Below are 17304 nucleotides of genomic sequence, written 5' to 3'. Positions count from 1 at the left end.
ACGGGGAGAAAGCTCCATGCCAGCGAGACCCAGCAGGCCGGTTTCGGCATCCGCCATCGACAAGCATGTCTACAAGGTTTTCCCGAATGACATGAACTCCCACCAGACGGTGTTCGGCGGCATGATCATGGCCAAGTGCGACCGTCTGGCCCTTGTGGTTGCGGAAAGACATTCCGGCCATGTCTGCGTGACCGCGGCAGTGGATTCCATTCACTTTCGTGCCCCCGCCAAGGGCAACGACACTCTGCTGTTCAACCTGGCGCTCAATCGCAGTTGGGGGTCGTCCATGGAGATAGGAGCGCGAGTGGAAGCTGAGAACAGCTACACCGGACAGTGCCGACACATATTGTCGGCGTTTTTCACTTTCGTGGCACTGGACGAGAACGACAGACCCATTGACGTGCCTGCAGTGAAACCGGAAACGGAAGAACAACAGCGCCGCTTCAACAATGCGGAGATTCGCCGGCAGGGACGGCTGGAAACCCGTAAGAAACTCAACGAACGGTGAACGGTGAACGGTGGCCAGGATCAGGCCACTCCCCCATTCGCGCCTGGCACTCGCAGTGTGTCGGCAAACTTTACAAAAAATGTTCTGTGACAGAGCTCTCACTTCTTAACCCTCTGAAACGAAAGCAAGTATTAAACCTGGCACACAATCTGATAACCCAACATGTAAATCTTCCTCCTGTCTACCCAGCCGTTTGCGGTTACAGGGCAGCGACTAGATCAAGCCGTACCAGCAGTTACTAACATTGCGCAGTCAGTTTTCCCGGCATGAACTCAAGGAGAGTAGCCATGATGGAGAAACGACCGCTTGTCTGGTTGTCGGCGGAGCAATCCGGTTCACCAAAGCAGGATACCGTGCTGCCAGAATGGCAGCTGATGCCTCTAACCATCAGGGGCGACCTGAACCCGGGTGAGCTGGCCGGTTACAACGCATGGGTTGGAGTGTTCGATCTAGGCAATATTTCCGGTGAACAATTGGCGCTGGCCAGCAGTTGGCTGGAGGCGCTACCGGTAGAGCAATGGATAGCGATTCTCGAACCCGACCAAACGGATAATCCGGAGGTATGTAGGCTTATCAACCGCTACTGCGGGGACTATCACACCCTACCAATCCAGCCAGAGCGCCTCCGCGTAGCACTTGGCCATCTCTGGGGCATGGCGGAGCTCCAGGCACGGATTTTCCATAGCCAACCACTGAGTTATCGCGATTTTGCCCTGGAAGGCGACTCTCCTGCCATCACGCAGACAAGAGAGCTGCTTTCCAGATTTGCAAACACCGAAGAGCCCGTATTGCTCTACGGTGAAAGTGGTACCGGCAAAGAAGCGGCCGCAACGTTCATCCATAACCACTCGTCCCGAAAACGCAAACCACTGGTTGTCGTCAACTGTGCCGCCCTGCCCGTTTCACTGACCCAGAATGAACTGTTCGGGCATGAGAAGGGCGCGTTCACTCATGCCCTATGTACACACAAGGGAAGAATCGAGACCGCGGACGGTGGCACGCTTCTGCTCGCTGGTGTTGATGAACTCAAACCAGAACAGCAATCAGCCATTCTACGCTTCCTTCAGGAGGGCCAGATTGAGCGTATCGGAGGAGTCGACCCTATAAAGGTCAATGTGCGGTTGATCGCCACCAGCACGAGCCCTCTGGAACAGTTAGTGGCTTCGGGGCAGTTCCGCAGTGATGTTTTTTACCGGCTTGGCAGCCTGTTTGTGCTGCTACCACCTTTGCGGGAGCGCAAGGAAGACATCCCGATACTGGCAACACGGATCCTCAATGCAGCACCGGCTTCCGTGGTGCCAAAACGGCTGTCTGACATAGCCACAATCTGCCTTGCCGAGCATCCTTGGCCCGGTAATCTCAGGGAGCTTCAGAACCGGCTGCGCCAGGCTATGTTGCTCGGGCAGACTGCACTGATTGAGCCGCATGACATGGGATTCGGACAGATTCCGGCCAACAGCCACAGCTCTGGACAGGAACTGTCTCTGGATGCCTTCCGCTCCCAGGCAGACCGACGGGCAATCTCCGTCAGCCTGGCCCTGGCCCAGAACAATATTTCTGCCGCGGCCCGACTTCTTAATATCTCAAGGGTCTCGCTCTATCGACTGATGGAAAAACATCATGTCATCCACAGAACGCCTGCTCCGCCTTCGAAGCGTGACTAAAGGAGAGTTCCCATGACTACAAGAATATTCTGGCTCGCCCCTCTGTTCGCATTAGCAACGCCACTATCAACGGCGGCGGCACAAGGGGACAGTGACGCAGCGTCGGGCGTGAGCAGCACAACAATAAAAGCACCTGAGGAAACCCGTGACCCGTCGACGGAGATTGCCTCGATCACTGCAGACAGGGGCATCGTTACCCGGCCGGGACGGTTCACCATTGAGCCATCCTTCTCTCATGCCCACAGCAACTCGACTGCAGTGGCAGTGGAAGGTTACACGGTGATACCTGCCCTGCTCATCGGGTTGATCAACATTTCGGAAATCCAGCGTGATATTTTCGTCGGTGCTATATCTCTCAAATACGGCTTTACCAGCAGGCTTGAAACGTCGGTTCGTGTCCCTTATCTCAGCATCAATGAGGACCTGAGGGAGCGAGAGGTTTTCCAGGGTACGCCCGTGGATACTTTGCGTGAGTCCTCAGGCGAGGGCCTCGGTGATGTTGAACTCTCCACTCGTTACCAGCTAACCGATGGAGTGGGTGGTTGGCCCTACGTGATTGGCGCAATGCGGGTGAAAGCGCCAACCGGAGATGGCCCCTATGACGTTGACCAGAGGGTTATCCGCGATAACCAGGGCAATCCGATTGGTATCGAACTGGAGAACCGGCCGACCGGGTCCGGTTTCTGGGCCTTTGAACCTGGCCTCTCATTTATCTATCCAACCGATCCTGCTGTGCTTTTCGGAAACCTGAGTTATGTCTGGACCCTCAAAGAGGAACAGGGCGCCGAAAACGGAGGCACGGTCGACCCGGGCGACATCGTGCGTTTCGGCTTCGGAATGGGGTTTGCCTTCAACGACCGAACGTCTTTCAGCCTGGGCTATGATCACTCGGTCATCCGCAAAACAACGTTCGAGAGGAATAACGATCTTTTTGCATCCAACTTCGATCGTATTCAGATTGGTTCACTGTCGTTTGGTCTGTCACAGCGTCTGACCCAGTCCACATCATTGAGCCTGACGGTGAGCGTGGGAGTTACGGAGAATGCGCCAAACAGCGAGATTACCCTCAAGCTTCCGATCAGTCTCTAGGCCGCCAAGCCGGATGTCCGGTCAGCGACCAAGCAACTGGACCAACTGATCACTGAACCGTGCCGGGAACTGGCCCCTGGCACCCAGGTTGTTCAGTTCGATATTCAGTTGGTGCATGTTCTGTATCACTGTGCTGTCGAGACTGTTCTGGATCACCGTCATCCAGCCGTTGGGTCCTGCCACATTACTGGATACCCGCGCGCCGCCACTCCGGTTCGCGCTGATAACCTCAAGAACGGTTTCCGTATGATGCTCCACCAGGCGGTCGCTGACGGCCTGGTTAAGATTGGGAATGGTCAGACGATTGATCACCATGGTGTCACCGTTAATGCCGACAATCTGCTCGAGCCCGATGCTGATTTCCAGGTTATCCATCAGGAAGCCGCCCCGGTATTCCGCCAGTTCCAGATCACTCAGGGGCTCGACACCAAGCATCAGATCCGCCTGTGTCGACGGGGATAACGTTGTCAGTGAAAGTGCCAGGATCGCGATTGCTGGCATCCGGACCATCATGATCATCACCACTCCCTTGAAGAGGGCCAGTAGGGCAAGGTATGGCCGAGCGAAGGCCCGCCCAGCCCCTTCTGTATTGGTGCTCTGGCCACCTGCGGCCAATTTCCGTCGCTGTGAAAGGCGTCTCGCCCTTGCTTGAGATGACTGCGGATTACAAAGGCAGTGCCATTCCAGTAATCGCTGAATTGCGCGTAAGAATAAACCTTAAGTCCGCGCGCCGGGTCCCCTACCAGGACCTCGCTCTCACTGATCCCCTTGATCAACACGAAATGCCGGAAGCCGTCAATGCTCAGCAACACAATCATGGGTAGGCGCACCTTCTCCTTAAGGCCGCTCAACGGCATACGAAAACCATCAGCCTGGTACCCTCTGGCCTCAAGATAGCGCTTCATGTCGAGCATGGAAAAACCGTCCTGGCGCACTTTTTTTTCGTCTGCCAGCGCCAGCATTTCAATGAAGACATCGTGCTCTGATACCGGGTCTTCGTAGTGAAAGGACAATAACGTGGCGATCGCTGCCGAGCCGCAACTGAAGTCGTACTGCTGACGCATGACACTGTCAAACCGCCGGTTCTCGAAACTGTTTACCTTCAGCTTTAAATCACCTCCGATGCCCGGCACCGTGACCGAGCCGGCAAAGGAAATGGACCACAGCAGCCCGGCACTCGCGCAGATCGCAACAAGAACCTTACTGGCCATGGCCCACCTCCGTCAGTGATTGATCAGTATGTTGATCTGGGTACTGTCCTGAATGACCACCTGGTTACCGGTGTTCTGGATAACCGTGGCAACCCCGCTCATGTTGCCGAACGCATTGTCGGAAATACTATTGTCACCCGTGACAACATTACCCGACAGCAAGTTATCGGACACATTCGCATTCTGCTGGTTATCGTTAATCTGCCACTGCATCGGGATTCCCTGGCGGCCGCTTGAATCTGCCAGCTGATCAGCCGATAACAGCGTGGCATCCATCCACTCCTCGGCGGACACAAAACCCGTTGCTCCGACCAATAACGCCAGCAAGGCAGCCTTCAGTTTCCATCTGATAACGTAACCCATGGCAGTTCTCCCGGAATAGCCGGGCCGCACCGTCAAGGCGCGACCCGGATTCCTTACTGGGTGCCGCCACCGCTACCGGTGGACAGGTTCGACATTACACTGACATTAGCCTGTGTAACGCTGCCGTTACCGGCATTCTGGGCAAATGCCCCTACACCGGTGTAGTTTGCTGAGCCACCGGAGATTTCGTTGCGGTTACGAGCCTCGGTATAGGAAGCTCTGCCATTGGCATCGCCGTATGTGGTTGAGCTTCCCGACACGCTGCCGTCCAGATCAGCGTTGTTCAGGAATACATCCAGATCCAGCGCCAGGGAGTTATCGGAGCTGTCGTTTCCACTATCAGACACAGTGGTGTTTCCACTGTCTGCAACGTTGGTGGAATTATCAGAACTGTCGTTTCCACTGTCCGCCACATTGATGGAATTGTCGGAGTTGTCTGAATTATCCGAGTTGTCGGAGTTATCGGAATTATCGGAGTTATCCGAGTTATCCGAGTTATCCGACATATCGTTACCGCTGTCAGCAATCTTGAACGAATCGCTCACGTTGGTACTGTTGTCCGAGTTGTCGGAATTGTCGGAATTATCGGAATTGTCCGAATTATCCGAATTGTCCGACATATCATTTCCACTGTCGGCAATCTTGAACGAATCAGCAACGTCGGTGCTGTTGTCCGAGTTGTTCGAGTTATCGGAGTTGTCCGAATTGTCGGAGCTGTCATTGCCGCTGTCAGCAATCTTGAACGAATCTGCCACATCGGTGCTGTTGTCCGAGTTGTCGGAATTATCCGAATTATTCGAGTTGTCGTTACCGGAGTTGGTGTTGCCGGATTGGTCATTGTTGGCAATGGAGGTATCGTCCGCATTGGTATTTGGATCTCCGTCACCTCCCTGGTCAGCATACGCAAAGCCGGAAATACCGAGACTCATTGCGATGGCAGCCGCTAGCAAATTTTTCCTGGTATTCATAATGTCGCTTCCTTTTCGATTATTGGCTTTTGGAGGGATCCGACTAAAACCGCAAGCCTTCGGTCAGCCAAGGTTCAGACCCACTAGACAAGTAGAGCGATTCCCGTGCCAGAATTAACAGGGAACCCCCAAGGTACTGTTTACCGGAGTTTTTCTATTATCGAAGGGGATCAGATAGTATTCATGAGGGCTTTGAACTGTTTCAGGAATGAAACAGAACCCGCGAGAAGAACGGGCCAGGAAGGAGGTTTCTCAATGGAATTCAGAAACTTGGGTGAAAATGCCGATGTAAAAAAACAAAACCCCACACAAGGTGGGGTTTCGAATTCCGAAGCGGGCCTCTCGGCCCGATTCAGTGACAACCGAACCGCTGTTTAGAACTGGTTCATGGTGTTGTCTTTACCGCCAGCCTTCAGGGCTGCATCACCGGCGAAGAACTCTTTGTGGTCATCACCGATATTGGAACCGGCCATGTCCTGGTGCTTCACAGTAGCGATACCCTGACGGATCTCCTTGCGCTGTACACCTGCAACATAGGCCAGCATGCCTTCGTCGCCGAAGTAACCCTTGGCCAGGTTGTCGGTAGACAGGGCCGCAGTGTGGTAAGTCGGCAGAGTGATCAGGTGGTGGAAGATACCAGCTTCACGGGCAGCGTCACGCTGGAAGTTGGCAGTCCACTCGTCGGCCAGCTTGCCGAGCTCGGTTTCGTCATACTTGGCGTTCATCAGGTCGGCACGGTCATAGGCAGACACGTCCTTGCCTTCTTCCTTCCAGGCATCGAATACCTGCTGACGGAAGTTCAGGGTCCAGTTGAACGACGGGCTGTTGTTGTAGACCAGCTTGGCATCGGGCACCACTTCACGGATGCGGTTAACCATGGAGGCGATCTGGCCAACGTGGGGCTTCTCGGTTTCGATCCACAGCAGGTCAGCGCCGTTCTGCAGGCTGGTGATACAGTCAAGAACCACACGGTCTTCACCAGTGCCCGGCTTGAACTGGAACAGACCAGAAGGCAGACGCTTGGGCTTCATCAGCTTGCCGTTGGCCTTGATCACAACGTCACCGTTGTTGATGTCTTCCGGCTTCTCGATGTAGTCGCCATCCAGGAAGCTGTTGTACTGATCGCCCAGGTCACCCGGCTCTTCAGTTACGGCCAGCTTCTGGGTCAGGCCAGCGCCCAGGGAGTCGGTACGGGCAACGATGACGCCGTCGTCCACACCCAGCTCAAGGAACGCCAGGCGAACGGCGTTGATCTTGGACAGGAAGTCGGCGTGGGGCACAGTTACCTTGCCATCCTGGTGACCACACTGCTTCTCGTCAGACACCTGGTTCTCGATCTGGATACAGCAGGCACCGGCTTCGATCATCTGCTTGGCCAGCAGGTAGGTCGCTTCGGCGTTACCGAAACCAGCGTCGATGTCGGCAATGATCGGCACGATGTGAGTTTCGTGATTGTCGATCTGCTTGATCAGCTCGTCAGCCTTGGCGTTGTCGCCAGCCTTCTGGGCTTCTTCCAGGGCACGGAACAGGTGGTTCAGTTCCCATGCGTCCGCCTGGCGCAGGAAGGTGTACAGCTCTTCGATCAGGCCGGAAACGGCGGTCTTCTCGTGCATGGACTGGTCAGGCAGCGGACCGAACTCGGAACGCAGGGCAGCAACCATCCAGCCGGACAGGTACAGGTAACGACGCTTGGTGGTACCGAAGTGCTTCTTGATGGAGATCATCTTCTGCTGGCCGATAAAACCGTGCCAGCAGCCCAGGGACTGGGTGTACTGGGAAGTATCTTTATCGTAGTTCGCCATGTCTTCGCGCATGATTTTCGCGGTGTACTTGGCGATGTCCAGGCCAGTCCTGAATTTGTTCTGGGCGCGCATGCGAGCCGCATGCTCGGGCTTGATGGCATTCCAGGTAGGGTTCTGCTTCAGAATGGAAGCAATGGCATCAACGTCATTTGCGTATGGCATGATCTCAGTCCTGTCTTCTAAGGTTTGAGGTGCTCTTCTATGAAGTACAAAAGCAACTTCAGCGAGCCAGCGTCCGTTCAAAAAAACACCAGACCACTGACATTGACGGTTACTTTAGTGGGTTTGATTTTATAATTGAAATTTATATTATCTATATTCGGCATTTTTTCGGTGAATACCAATAAGCCTCAGAATTGAGCTGCATCAGGCAGCCTGATACCACCGGTGCTATCATGCTGGTGAAGGTAGTAAGCCGTCCCAGACTACGACACAGGTAACAGTCCCCGGTGTTTTACATTCAAGCTTTCGGTCACTCCCTTCTGCACGCACTGAAGAACCTGATGCCTATCGTGGTAGTCGTGGTGTTTTTCCAGTTCGCGATTCTGCAACAGTTGCCGGCAAACACTCTGGGCATGACCTTTGGGCTGTTTATTGTGGCGGTCGGTGTGGCACTTTTTCTTCAAGGGCTCGAACTCAGCATCTTTCCGGTGGGAAAAAGTCTCTCCAATCAGTTTGCCCGCCGTGGCTCCATTCCCATTCTGATGGCTTTCGGGTTCGCCCTCGGATTTTCTGCGGTAGTGGCAGAGCCGGCACTGATTGCCGTTGCCCTGCAGGCACAGGAAATCAGCGCCGGCAGGATTGACGCCCTTACCCTGAGGTTGCTCGTGGCAACTTCTGTCGGTTTCGTGGTTGCGCTAGGTGTGTTCAGGACGATCATGGGCTATCCGCTGCACTGGTTCATGATTGTTGGCTACATAACGGTCGTGATCGTTACATGGTTCGCGCCGGAAGAGATCGTCGGCCTGGCCTATGACTCTGGCGGAGTCACCACCAATGTGGTTACCGTGCCCCTGGTTGCTGCGCTGGGCATTGGCCTTGCGGTCTCGATTCGCGGCCGGAATCCGCTCACTGATGGCTTCGGCCTGGTAGCTCTGGCGGTCATGGTGCCCATGATTACTGTTCAGCTCTACGGCATCCTGGTCTATTCAGGGGAACAGCCGGAAGGCGATTTTCTCATGGACACCGGCGATGATGATTCCACGGTTTCCGGGCCTTTGAACATTCTGCTGGAGCTGGTAGAAATGGTGCGGGATGTACTGCCCATCATCCTGACCGTTCTTGTCTTTCAATATCTTGTGTTACGGCGTGGCCTGAGCAACCCGCGCAAGATTCTCTTTGGCTTTGCCCTGGTTATTCTCGGCCTTTACGCTTTCGTGGTAGGCCTGAAAATCGGCCTGTTCCCCATCGGCACCAGCATGGCGGAGCAGTTAGTGGCCCTCGATGGTTTCGTCTTCATTTATCTGTTCGCCTTTATGATCGGTTTCGCCACTACCATGGCAGAGCCGGCACTGATTGCAATCGGACAACAGGCGGAAGACGCCGCTGCCGGTACATTGAATGGCAATGCCATTCGCCTTTTCGTCGCCCTGGGCGTTGCTATCGGAATCACAGTCGGCGTCCACCGGATCATTGTCGGGGACTCCATCCATTACTACATCATGGGGGGATACCTGGTCGTTATCATGCTGACGACCATTGCCCCGCGCTATATCATCGCACTGGCCTACGATCTGGGCGGAGTGACCACATCGGAGGTTACGGTCCCACTGGTAACCGCCCTGGGCATCGGCCTTGCCAGCAACATCGAGGGGCGCAGTGTACTCATTGACGGCTTCGGGCTGATTGCCTTTGCCTCGATTTTCCCCATCATTACCGTTATGACCTACGCCATTGTCGTTGACCATATCGCTGCACGAAGGAAACCAGCCACATGAAATTCTCCGTACTCGTCGCTATCGTGCCAGAAGATCAGGAACAGGATTGCATTGATGCAGCCAGGGATCTGGGCGCTGGGGGGGTAACCGTTCTGGCCGGACGCGGGATCAGCAATACCGCAAAGAAAACCTTCTTTGGCCTGACCTATGATGGCAGCCAGAGTGTTCTTGTAATGGTGCTGGAGAAGGGGCTGTCACTGGATATCCTGAAAGCCATCCAGCACATTCTCATGCCGGAGCAGAAGGACTCCCAGGGCCTGGTGTTCACACTACCCCTGGAACACCTGGGAGGCATCGATCTGTCACAGGTTGAGAAATTCGAACAACACGTAAAAGACTCACTATAAGCGGAGGAGCAGGATGAAACTTGTAAAGGATGTGATGATCCGGGATACCATCAATGTATCCCCGTTTGCCAGCCTCCGGGATGCCTTGTCGCTGATGAAAAAGCATGAGGTAAAGTCATTGGTGGTGGAAAAACAGAACGAACACGACGCCTATGGCCTGATCACCTACACCAATATTCTTAAGACCGTGATCGCGGAAGACGGCGATATCGACCTGCTCAATGTCTACGATGCCTGTGCCAAGCCTGTCATCAGTGTCGGAGAGCATCTTGGCATTCGCTATGCCGCCAGCCTGATGAGCCAGCATCGTGTGAAACGCCTGCTGGTTCTTCAGGATAACGAACTGGTGGGCTTCGTGGTTATGGACGATATTATGGCCGCTCTGCTGGATACCATTGACTGAGTCCTGGCCAGTTTCAGGAACGGCAAAGCACCACCAGACTATCGGTCGTGTTCAGGTCCAGATACTCATCTCGTGGCGGGTTGAGCTTCACATGGTGGCCGTGCCTGTCAGGCTGATGACGCCAGATACCCAGTGCCACCTCGCCCTTTGCCGCTAGCACTTTTTCCACCAACTGAAAGTCTGCGCTAGCCGGTAGCGGGTAGTCATGTGGATTGCGGAACTGGATCTCAGCCCCTCCGACGGTGAACAACTCATCCAGCACCACCCTCAACTCCCTTCGTAGCGCTACCTGGGCCAGAACATGGCTGACAATCATCGGACTGATCATCATTTCACTCTGATGGCCGGTCAACAGGTTACGGTTATCGGGATCGCTCAACTCCATAATCAGTTGCGGCCGGACATCCCCCTCACTGAGCAGGTCTTCCAGCTGAAGATAGCCCACCATGGCCCTGGCATCGGCTTCTTCGCCGGAGGCCAGGCGATCACTGCTCACCAGCATGATGGAATCATAGTTCAGCGGGCCAACCCGCCTGAGCTCACCCTCTACCATGTAATCCGCCTCGACGTGACGGCAGATCACATCGCGCTGGTGCCCCAGGTAACGATCTATCTCCTGCTGGCGCTCCCAAGCGGGCACCACTGAGACGACATCCACCTCAAACCGCATCTGATGATAGCTGGAAAATTCGTCAATCAGGCTTGGCAACCGGCGATTCCAGCCCAACACTAGCACCCGGTGGACGCGTTCAGAAACGGCAACCGATTGGCTGACGGGCTGCCCGCGACGGATCACCGGCAGTGCCGGGGCTCTGGGATCAGGTTCGGTTTCATCATAATCCCGCGCCAGCATGACGACGCGGTCCTCCGCCGCTATCAGGGTGTCCGATGAGGCCGGCATCTGCACATCCCATCCCTTTTCTGCCGGCTTCAGAATACCCAGTACAATGACTCTGGGGCGCTGGGAAGCCAGTTCCCCAAGCGTCAGTCCCGCCAGGGACTCACCACCACGGATATACATTTCACAGCCTTCCCCGGCGGTCAGCAGCTCATTATAGATTTCCGACAATCCCGGATGCAGGATGTTCTGGACCATCAACCGGCTGATGGTGGCATCACCGGCAACCACTTCCAGTTCACCGGGATAGGCCCGCTCAATAACCGGGTGTTTACGTATGTCCTGAATTTCGGCCACCACGAACGGCAGGGGGGCACCCAGGTGCCGCGCCTGCGCGGCGATGGAAAGCAGCGCCTTTACGGTTTCTATATCCGACGTTACCAGACTTCCTGCTTCATGGGCCGCACTGGGCACAATGACCGCGGAAGCATCCAGACAGGCCACCCGTTGCAGTGCATCGGGCTGGATAGCGGCCCCCGAACGGAGAATGATCTGGCGCGCCTTGCGGCCAATTCCCGGCTCATTGCGCAATTCATGTACCTGTGCTGCGGAGGCTGTCTCGGACAGCACCACCAGCCGCAACCGGTTAGTGTCATGCTTTTCCAGAAATCGTCGCATGCGGCCGGAGGATCCCAGCAACTCCCCCAGCAGTGGCAGGGTCTGGCTGGTCCAGCCCAGCACCACAATATGGTTTCTCAGGGTAACCGGTGTCAGGCCTCGTTCCAGATCCGCCATCTTGGCAATCAGCCAGCGGGTCAGGATGGCTACCAGAGTACCCATGAACACCACGTAACCGCTGATAGTCAGGACGGTGGACACCAGCCGTTGCCAGTTGCCTACATCATCCCCCAGGTATCCTGGGTCCGTCAGTCGCAGGAAGGCCCACCAGATGGCGCTCCCTACGTCCTCATGTGGCTCACCGAAGGGAATCACCAGCAGGCCACCGATCAGGGAAATCAGCCCGATAAAGACACCCACCACCAAAAGTTGAAAACCGGCGCCCTTGACCAGCTGGCGTTCTACAATGAATTTGACGCGGTCGACAAAACGAAAAGGGAGCATGGTGGTCCTTTTGTACAAACCTGAAATGACCGTAGCATAGCCTATTAAGCCAAACGGATACGGGTAAATGTCTGTTCAGACCCGACCAGCCAGCCGGGAACTGCCCATGCACAAGATGCTGAACATCATGATTGGCACTGTTGTGCTGCTGCCAGCGACACTGGCGGCCGAACTCAATCACCTGCCCCAACCCTGGCGGCAGGATGCGGTTGTTATGGGCAAGGAGGAGGCACCCGATGTCGAACGTTACCTGCACGAGCTGTCATTCCGGCATAGTCAGCCCGCCCCATCTGCTATCGAAAACGGTATTCGTGGCACCGGTGGCAGCGTGGGAAGCCGGCGCCTTTATCTGGATTTCCGCTTTCGCCAGGATTTCGCCTTCAACCAGGATCGACAGGGGTTCCTGCTGGACATCCAGCGCAGCGAAGACTTCGACGGCAGTTATGACCGACAGCTCGTGGGGTTCCGCCATCAGCTCACCCACTCCACGGAGGTCTGGCTGCAAGGAGACGTCTTCGCTGATAAATCCCGCTCGGATATCTACTTCAGTGGCCGGCATACATTCACCAACGGATCCTGGTTTCACGGCAGCTGGATTCTGCCCGACACCTATTTCAATAGCAAAACACGAAGCGATGACACTCTGCTGGAGAAACCGCAGAGCTTTTTCCTCCAGTGGCACCAACCGTCACGCGATGATCGACGCGGTACTACCACTGCCTCAATGACTTACTCTGCCCCCTCAACCTTCGATAGCAGGCGTGAAAACCTGATCGTGGAGAGCGAATCCATCAAAGGCGCCCTGACCCACCGGTATCGGTTCACAACCTGGAAACTGCAGACAGAACTGAGCGGTGAGCGCACCCGCCGGCAATACCATCTTGATGAGGTTTCCGGAAGGATACCCTCGCGTCGCGACCACATCAGGGCCGGAGCAGAAGCCGTGCGCACATCGCATCATCTGCAGCCGGGTATAGGCCTGCACTTCTTCTTTCTAGGGGAAAAGGGATATACCGGCCGCAATCTGGATGACATTGCCGATGTACGCCGGCGGGAGGTCACTCTGTCCGGGAGTCTCCGGTTACCGCTGGCGAAGGCGGTCACTCTGCGCCCAGAGATATACCTGAGCGCCGCAGACATTGATCAGTCCTACCTGGAGAGCGATGACGACTATCATCGGGGCTTCATCGGCAAAATTGCACTGCCCTTCGAGATACTGCTCTCGCAACAGGACAATGCGATACTGACCCTTGCTCCTACCTTCTACCTGCACAAAGCCGCGTTTGGCGGTGGTAATCTCCAGTTGCACTGGCCTATGTAGCCGCGAGCCGGCTTTCAGCCCTGACCGCTTCCTCAAGGGTTGGATAGAATCGGACCACGCCCTCTTCCGGTTTCACCCCCGCCCTGGCCAGCGTGCGTAAAGGCTGAAACTGCAGATCAGCGATAACTACCTGGGTGCCGTCTCGCCGGCAGGTACTGATCAGCTTGTTCAGTGCAGATAGCCCACCGGCATCCAGAATCGTTACCCCATCCATGTAGAGAATAAAGCCACGGGCACTGGCGGACAGTTGCGCCAGCTCCCCGAATATCCTGTCTGCGGCGGCAAAGAACAGAGGACCATTGATTTTGAAAACCTGCCAGCCTTCCGGGAGGCTGGCTCCTGCTATTCGTTTGCTGTCGGTAATGTCCGTTACTTTGGTCATCTGGGCCATTTCCCGCATGAAAAGTACCGCCGCCAGCAGAATACCGGTGGTGATGGCAATCACCATGTCCAGCAGCACCGTGAGCGAGAAACAGGTAATGAACACCAGTATGTCGCTGCGTGGGGCAGTTTTCAGAAGGTGAAGCGATTTGGGGGCTTCGCTCATGTTCCAGGCCACCATCACCAGCAATGCCGCCATCGCCGACATCGGCAGGTAGGCCAGCAACGGCGCCAGTAACACCAGTGCCAGCAGAACAACCAGCGCATGCACCATTGCAGAAACCGGTGATTCCGCGCCGGCGCGGTAGTTGGCAGCAGAACGGGCAATGGCGGCTGTCGCCGTAATGCCGCCGAAAAAAGGGGTGATCACATTGCCGATGCCCTGCCCCAGTAGCTCACTGTTGGCACTGTGGCGCTTGCCGGTCATACCATCCAGAACCACTGCACAAAGCAGCGACTCAATGGCCCCCAGCATGGCGATGGCGAAAGCAGCCGGCAACAGGTCCCGGACCATGGACCAGCTTATCCCCAGTGGTTCTCCGCTGGCATCCGGACGATTCCAGGGCCAGTCAAACTCCGGCAGGAAGGGCGGAATGCCAGCGCCCACAGAACCATCCGCCAGCAAATAACTGAATCGGGTGCCAATGGTTTCTATCGCCGAGCCATTGGCGTTCAGTGCCATCGCCAGAAGACTGCCAATGATTACCGCAGGCAAGTGGGGCGGCACCGGTGTTTTCAGGCGGGGCCAGAGCAGCATTACCGCCAGCGTGGCTATCGCTACCATGGTAGTCATGGCGTCCAGGGCCGGTAAGGACTGTCCGACAACTGCCAGCTTGTCCCAGTAATGCTCCGGCATCTGCTCGATGCCCAGCCCAAAGAAGTCCTTCATCTGTAGGGTCGCAATTACCACAGCTATACCACCCGTAAAACCAAGGGTGACGGCTTCTGGTATGTATTCAATGAACCGGCCCAGGCGCATGAATGCCATGACGAGCAACAATACCCCGGACATAAGTGAGGCCAACAGCAAACCACCCAGGCCATAACTCTGGGCAATGGGGTAGAGGATCACGACAAAAGCAGCGGTGGGACCGGAAATGCTGAAACGGCTGCCACCGGTCAACGCGATCACAAACCCGGCAATAAACGCAGTGTAAAGGCCATACTGGGGCGGTACCCCACTGGCAATCGCCAACGCCATAGCCAGCGGAATCGCAATAATTCCGACCGTGACCCCTGCCATCACATCGCGGCCAAGACGCCTGGATGTGTAGCGTTCGTCAATACAGGCCTCACGGAAGGCGTGGGCAAACCTCAGAGAGAAAAGATAGGCGCGATGAGGCATTGAACATCCCGAACATTAATCCAGAAAAACAAAAGGCTGACAGCCAACCAGGTTTCGTGATCGTATAAGCGATTATGACGAACTATTCCCACACTCTCGTGATGCTCACCTGCCTGCTGATCACCGGCTGTGCTTCCCTGCCCGCCAGCAACCCGACGACAGTGGTCCGGCCACAATCGCAGTACGACTCTATCATTACCAACAACCAGGGTAGCTTGCTCTCCATCAACGGACTGGCAAACGAACTGGCACCGGCGGACGTAGTCGTGATCGGAGAGTACCACGGGCACCATGGCTCCCATCTGCTGCAATCCCTGGTGCAGTCGGCACTCTACCAGCGTCGCCCGCAACAGGTGTTAAGCATGGAACAGTTTACCCTGAATGATCAGCCAGAGCTGGACAGGTATCTCGCCGGCCAGTCCGGCGAAGAGGAACTGATAGCCGATACCAACGCCTGGCCCAACTACAAGGCTTCCTATCGGCCGCTGATCGAGTTCTCCAGGAACCGGAACCTGCCTGTGATCGCCGCGAATGCACCCGCGGATATCGTTCGGTGCGTTGGTCGAAAGGGGGCGTCCTATCTTGAGACACTCGACACCGCACAACGCCAGCAGTTACCGGATGATCCATTTGTTGACACCTCGGCCTATCGCAAGAAGTTTTCTGATGCTCTTGGCTCAGGCCATGGTGGCGACCATGGTGGAAGTGACGGCAAAATGACCAACAGCACACGCCTGGAAAACAGCTACAAGGCCCAGTTATTAAGGGATAACACCATGGCGGATCAGGTAATCCGGGCACTGAAAAAATACCCTGATCACCAGGTTATCCATGTGACGGGCACTTTCCACGCTGAAGATCGTCTGGGCATGGTCGCAGTGCTGGAACAAAAACGCCCGGATCTTGAGGTTGCCGTTGTCAGTCCGGTGTTCTGGCGCGCGGGTGAAAATCTGGACAACCTGGTGGAAGCCAACCGGCAGAAAGGCGATTTTCTTTATTTCATCCAGCCACTGCCGGAAGAGTATCAGGACCGCGAACGCCATCGCGATGCCATTGCGGAGCAGTTTCGCAATGCGGCTGAACTTCCCTGCGACTGAGCAGGTAAAAGACATGCCTATTACGCCGGCTTTTTCTGCCCCGCCCGAATCACAATGGCGATGCCGCCAAGAATAGCGATGCCGGCGACGACCAACCTCAGGGTCAGTGCCTCACTCAGCAACAGTACACCACCGACTGCGGCGATCACTGGCACACTGAGCTGAACCGTAGCGGCCGAGGTTGCCTGCAGCAGTGGCAGCGCCATATACCAGACGGCATAGCCCATGCCGGAGGCAATAGCTCCTGAAGCGACTGCGTAGCCCATACCCGCCCCGTCAATATTGGCAGTGGCAACCATAACGAGGCTGAGCACCAGGGTCATGGGCACGGCACGGATAAAGTTGCCGGCGGTAACGGCTGTGGGCTCACCGGCACCTTTTGCCCGCAGCGAATAGACCCCCCAGGCGATACCCGCACCAATCATCAGCAGGGAGCTGAATAACGGGGGCGCCGTAAGCCCGGGAAGCAACAGCCCCACCAGACCGGAAAACGCCACAACAAATCCCGCCCATTGCCAGGGATGCGGGCGGTCCCCACGCACGATACCGATGCTGATCATGGTGGCCTGGACAGCACCGAACAGCAAAAGGGCGCCCATGGCCGCAGACAGGCCGCCATAGGCATACGAGAAAGCGGCCGCATAGGCAAAAAGGGCGAGTGCCGAGCCCCAGGAACCCTGTTTCATTGGCGCCCGGTTACCTCTAAGGCTAACCAGCAGCCAAAGCATCAATGCCCCCGACACCAGGCGCACGCTGGTAAAGGTGGCGGCATCGATATCGGTATCCCGCAGAGCCGCGCGACAAAGGAGTGAATTGCCAGCAAAGGCGATCATGGCAATAGTGGTGAGTAATAAGGTACGCAATCGAGACAAGACAGCACTCCCGGACAGGCAAATTCGGATCCCTCC

General features: G+C 55.9%; 16 protein-coding genes. 8 read left to right on the top strand and 8 right to left on the bottom strand.

Features of this window, described 5'->3' with window-relative positions; translation table 11 throughout:
- Window positions 1-16: 16 nt before the first annotated feature.
- The 3 genes from QPM17_RS08540 (at window position 17) to QPM17_RS08530 (ending at window position 3261) form a co-directional block, all read left to right on the top strand.
- Entirely contained in the window at window positions 17-508 is a 492-nt protein-coding gene (locus QPM17_RS08540; protein WP_285390230.1) for an acyl-CoA thioesterase, read from the top strand.
- 287 nt (window positions 509-795) lie between these two features.
- Window positions 796-2172 carry a sigma-54 dependent transcriptional regulator gene (locus tag QPM17_RS08535; RefSeq protein ID WP_285390229.1) on the top strand — a complete coding sequence of 459 codons (1377 nt, stop codon included), beginning with the start codon at window positions 796-798 and terminating at the stop codon, window positions 2170-2172.
- Between the two features lie 12 nt (window positions 2173-2184).
- Window positions 2185-3261, top strand: coding sequence for a transporter (locus QPM17_RS08530; RefSeq protein WP_285390228.1), 1077 nt, complete (start codon window positions 2185-2187; stop codon window positions 3259-3261).
- A gap of 21 nt (window positions 3262-3282) precedes the next feature.
- Here QPM17_RS08530 and QPM17_RS08525 read toward each other — a convergent pair whose 3' ends face one another.
- The 5 genes from QPM17_RS08525 to QPM17_RS08505 all read right to left on the bottom strand — a co-directional run bounded on the left by QPM17_RS08525 (window position 3283) and on the right by QPM17_RS08505 (window position 7767).
- On the bottom strand, window positions 3283-3780 hold the full coding sequence (locus QPM17_RS08525) for a hypothetical protein (protein ID WP_285390227.1): 498 nt from the start codon (window positions 3778-3780) through the stop codon (window positions 3283-3285).
- Window positions 3780-4472, bottom strand: coding sequence for a C39 family peptidase (locus QPM17_RS08520; RefSeq protein WP_285390226.1), 693 nt, complete (start codon window positions 4470-4472; stop codon window positions 3780-3782). The genes QPM17_RS08525 and QPM17_RS08520 overlap by 1 nt, the downstream gene beginning before the upstream one ends.
- A 12-nt stretch (window positions 4473-4484) precedes the next feature.
- On the bottom strand, window positions 4485-4835 hold the full coding sequence (locus tag QPM17_RS08515) for a hypothetical protein (RefSeq protein WP_285390225.1): 351 nt from the start codon (window positions 4833-4835) through the stop codon (window positions 4485-4487).
- Between the two features lie 53 nt (window positions 4836-4888).
- Window positions 4889-5803, bottom strand: a complete 915-nt coding sequence (locus QPM17_RS08510; RefSeq protein ID WP_285390224.1) for a dentin sialophosphoprotein — start codon at window positions 5801-5803, stop codon at window positions 4889-4891.
- A gap of 374 nt (window positions 5804-6177) precedes the next feature.
- Entirely contained in the window at window positions 6178-7767 is a 1590-nt protein-coding gene (locus QPM17_RS08505) for an isocitrate lyase (RefSeq protein WP_422732739.1), read from the bottom strand.
- 341 nt (window positions 7768-8108) lie between these two features.
- Here QPM17_RS08505 and QPM17_RS08500 point away from each other — a divergent pair, with 341 nt between their 5' ends.
- Genes QPM17_RS08500 through QPM17_RS08490 form a run of 3 tightly spaced genes read left to right on the top strand, consistent with a single transcriptional unit; the run spans window position 8109 to window position 10292 of the window.
- The gene (locus QPM17_RS08500) at window positions 8109-9542 is read left to right on the top strand and encodes a DUF1538 domain-containing protein (protein WP_285390223.1); all 1434 of its coding nucleotides are present in this window, start codon (window positions 8109-8111) and stop codon (window positions 9540-9542) included.
- Window positions 9539-9889 (top strand): transcriptional regulator, encoded by a 351-nt coding sequence (locus QPM17_RS08495; protein WP_285390222.1) that lies wholly within the window; start codon window positions 9539-9541, stop codon window positions 9887-9889. Before QPM17_RS08500 ends, QPM17_RS08495 begins: the two co-directional genes overlap by 4 nt.
- Before the next feature lie 13 nt (window positions 9890-9902).
- A complete protein-coding gene (locus tag QPM17_RS08490) occupies window positions 9903-10292 on the top strand; it encodes a CBS domain-containing protein (protein WP_285390221.1) in 390 nt (129 codons plus the stop codon).
- Between the two features lie 13 nt (window positions 10293-10305).
- Here QPM17_RS08490 and QPM17_RS08485 read toward each other — a convergent pair whose 3' ends face one another.
- Window positions 10306-12252, bottom strand: coding sequence for a CASTOR/POLLUX-related putative ion channel (locus QPM17_RS08485; protein WP_285390220.1), 1947 nt, complete (start codon window positions 12250-12252; stop codon window positions 10306-10308).
- Between the two features lie 67 nt (window positions 12253-12319).
- On the opposite strand from QPM17_RS08485, the gene QPM17_RS08480 reads away from it, so the two are divergent.
- Window positions 12320-13573 (top strand): hypothetical protein, encoded by a 1254-nt coding sequence (locus QPM17_RS08480; RefSeq protein WP_285390219.1) that lies wholly within the window; start codon window positions 12320-12322, stop codon window positions 13571-13573.
- Here QPM17_RS08480 and dauA read toward each other — a convergent pair.
- Window positions 13566-15299, bottom strand: a complete 1734-nt coding sequence (gene dauA, locus QPM17_RS08475) for a C4-dicarboxylic acid transporter DauA (protein WP_285390218.1) — start codon at window positions 15297-15299, stop codon at window positions 13566-13568. The two genes, QPM17_RS08480 and dauA, sit on opposite strands and share 8 nt — an antisense overlap.
- Window positions 15300-15373: 74 nt before the next feature.
- Between dauA and QPM17_RS08470 the strand changes: the two genes are divergently transcribed.
- On the top strand, window positions 15374-16396 hold the full coding sequence (locus QPM17_RS08470; RefSeq protein WP_285390217.1) for a ChaN family lipoprotein: 1023 nt from the start codon (window positions 15374-15376) through the stop codon (window positions 16394-16396).
- Window positions 16397-16416: 20 nt separating this feature from the next.
- Here the strand turns inward: QPM17_RS08470 and QPM17_RS08465 are convergent, their stop codons facing one another.
- Window positions 16417-17259, bottom strand: coding sequence for a DMT family transporter (locus QPM17_RS08465; protein ID WP_285390362.1), 843 nt, complete (start codon window positions 17257-17259; stop codon window positions 16417-16419).
- Between the last annotated feature and the right edge of the window lie 45 nt (window positions 17260-17304).

The organism is Marinobacter azerbaijanicus (genome assembly GCF_030250645.1).
Classification (GTDB): domain Bacteria; phylum Pseudomonadota; class Gammaproteobacteria; order Pseudomonadales; family Oleiphilaceae; genus Marinobacter; species Marinobacter azerbaijanicus.
This window is presented reverse-complemented; position numbering and strand designations above follow the sequence as displayed.

Excerpts from the sequence above, each read along its gene's own strand:
- QPM17_RS08525 (WP_285390227.1), bottom strand. The coding sequence starts at position 3,780 with ATGATCATGATGGTCCGGATGCCAGCAATCGCGATCCTGGCACTTTCA.
- QPM17_RS08505 (WP_422732739.1), bottom strand. The coding sequence starts at position 7,767 with ATGCCATACGCAAATGACGTTGATGCCATTGCTTCCATTCTGAAGCAG.
- QPM17_RS08510 (WP_285390224.1), bottom strand. The coding sequence starts at position 5,803 with ATGAATACCAGGAAAAATTTGCTAGCGGCTGCCATCGCAATGAGTCTC.
- QPM17_RS08485 (WP_285390220.1), bottom strand. The coding sequence starts at position 12,252 with ATGCTCCCTTTTCGTTTTGTCGACCGCGTCAAATTCATTGTAGAACGC.
- QPM17_RS08520 (WP_285390226.1), bottom strand. The coding sequence starts at position 4,472 with ATGGCCAGTAAGGTTCTTGTTGCGATCTGCGCGAGTGCCGGGCTGCTG.
- QPM17_RS08530 (WP_285390228.1), top strand. The coding sequence starts at position 2,185 with ATGACTACAAGAATATTCTGGCTCGCCCCTCTGTTCGCATTAGCAACG.
- QPM17_RS08540 (WP_285390230.1), top strand. The coding sequence starts at position 17 with ATGCCAGCGAGACCCAGCAGGCCGGTTTCGGCATCCGCCATCGACAAG.
- QPM17_RS08495 (WP_285390222.1), top strand. The coding sequence starts at position 9,539 with ATGAAATTCTCCGTACTCGTCGCTATCGTGCCAGAAGATCAGGAACAG.
- QPM17_RS08515 (WP_285390225.1), bottom strand. The coding sequence starts at position 4,835 with ATGGGTTACGTTATCAGATGGAAACTGAAGGCTGCCTTGCTGGCGTTA.
- QPM17_RS08470 (WP_285390217.1), top strand. The coding sequence starts at position 15,374 with ATGACGAACTATTCCCACACTCTCGTGATGCTCACCTGCCTGCTGATC.
- QPM17_RS08480 (WP_285390219.1), top strand. The coding sequence starts at position 12,320 with ATGTCTGTTCAGACCCGACCAGCCAGCCGGGAACTGCCCATGCACAAG.
- QPM17_RS08490 (WP_285390221.1), top strand. The coding sequence starts at position 9,903 with ATGAAACTTGTAAAGGATGTGATGATCCGGGATACCATCAATGTATCC.
- dauA (WP_285390218.1), bottom strand. The coding sequence starts at position 15,299 with ATGCCTCATCGCGCCTATCTTTTCTCTCTGAGGTTTGCCCACGCCTTC.
- QPM17_RS08535 (WP_285390229.1), top strand. The coding sequence starts at position 796 with ATGATGGAGAAACGACCGCTTGTCTGGTTGTCGGCGGAGCAATCCGGT.
- QPM17_RS08500 (WP_285390223.1), top strand. The coding sequence starts at position 8,109 with ATGCCTATCGTGGTAGTCGTGGTGTTTTTCCAGTTCGCGATTCTGCAA.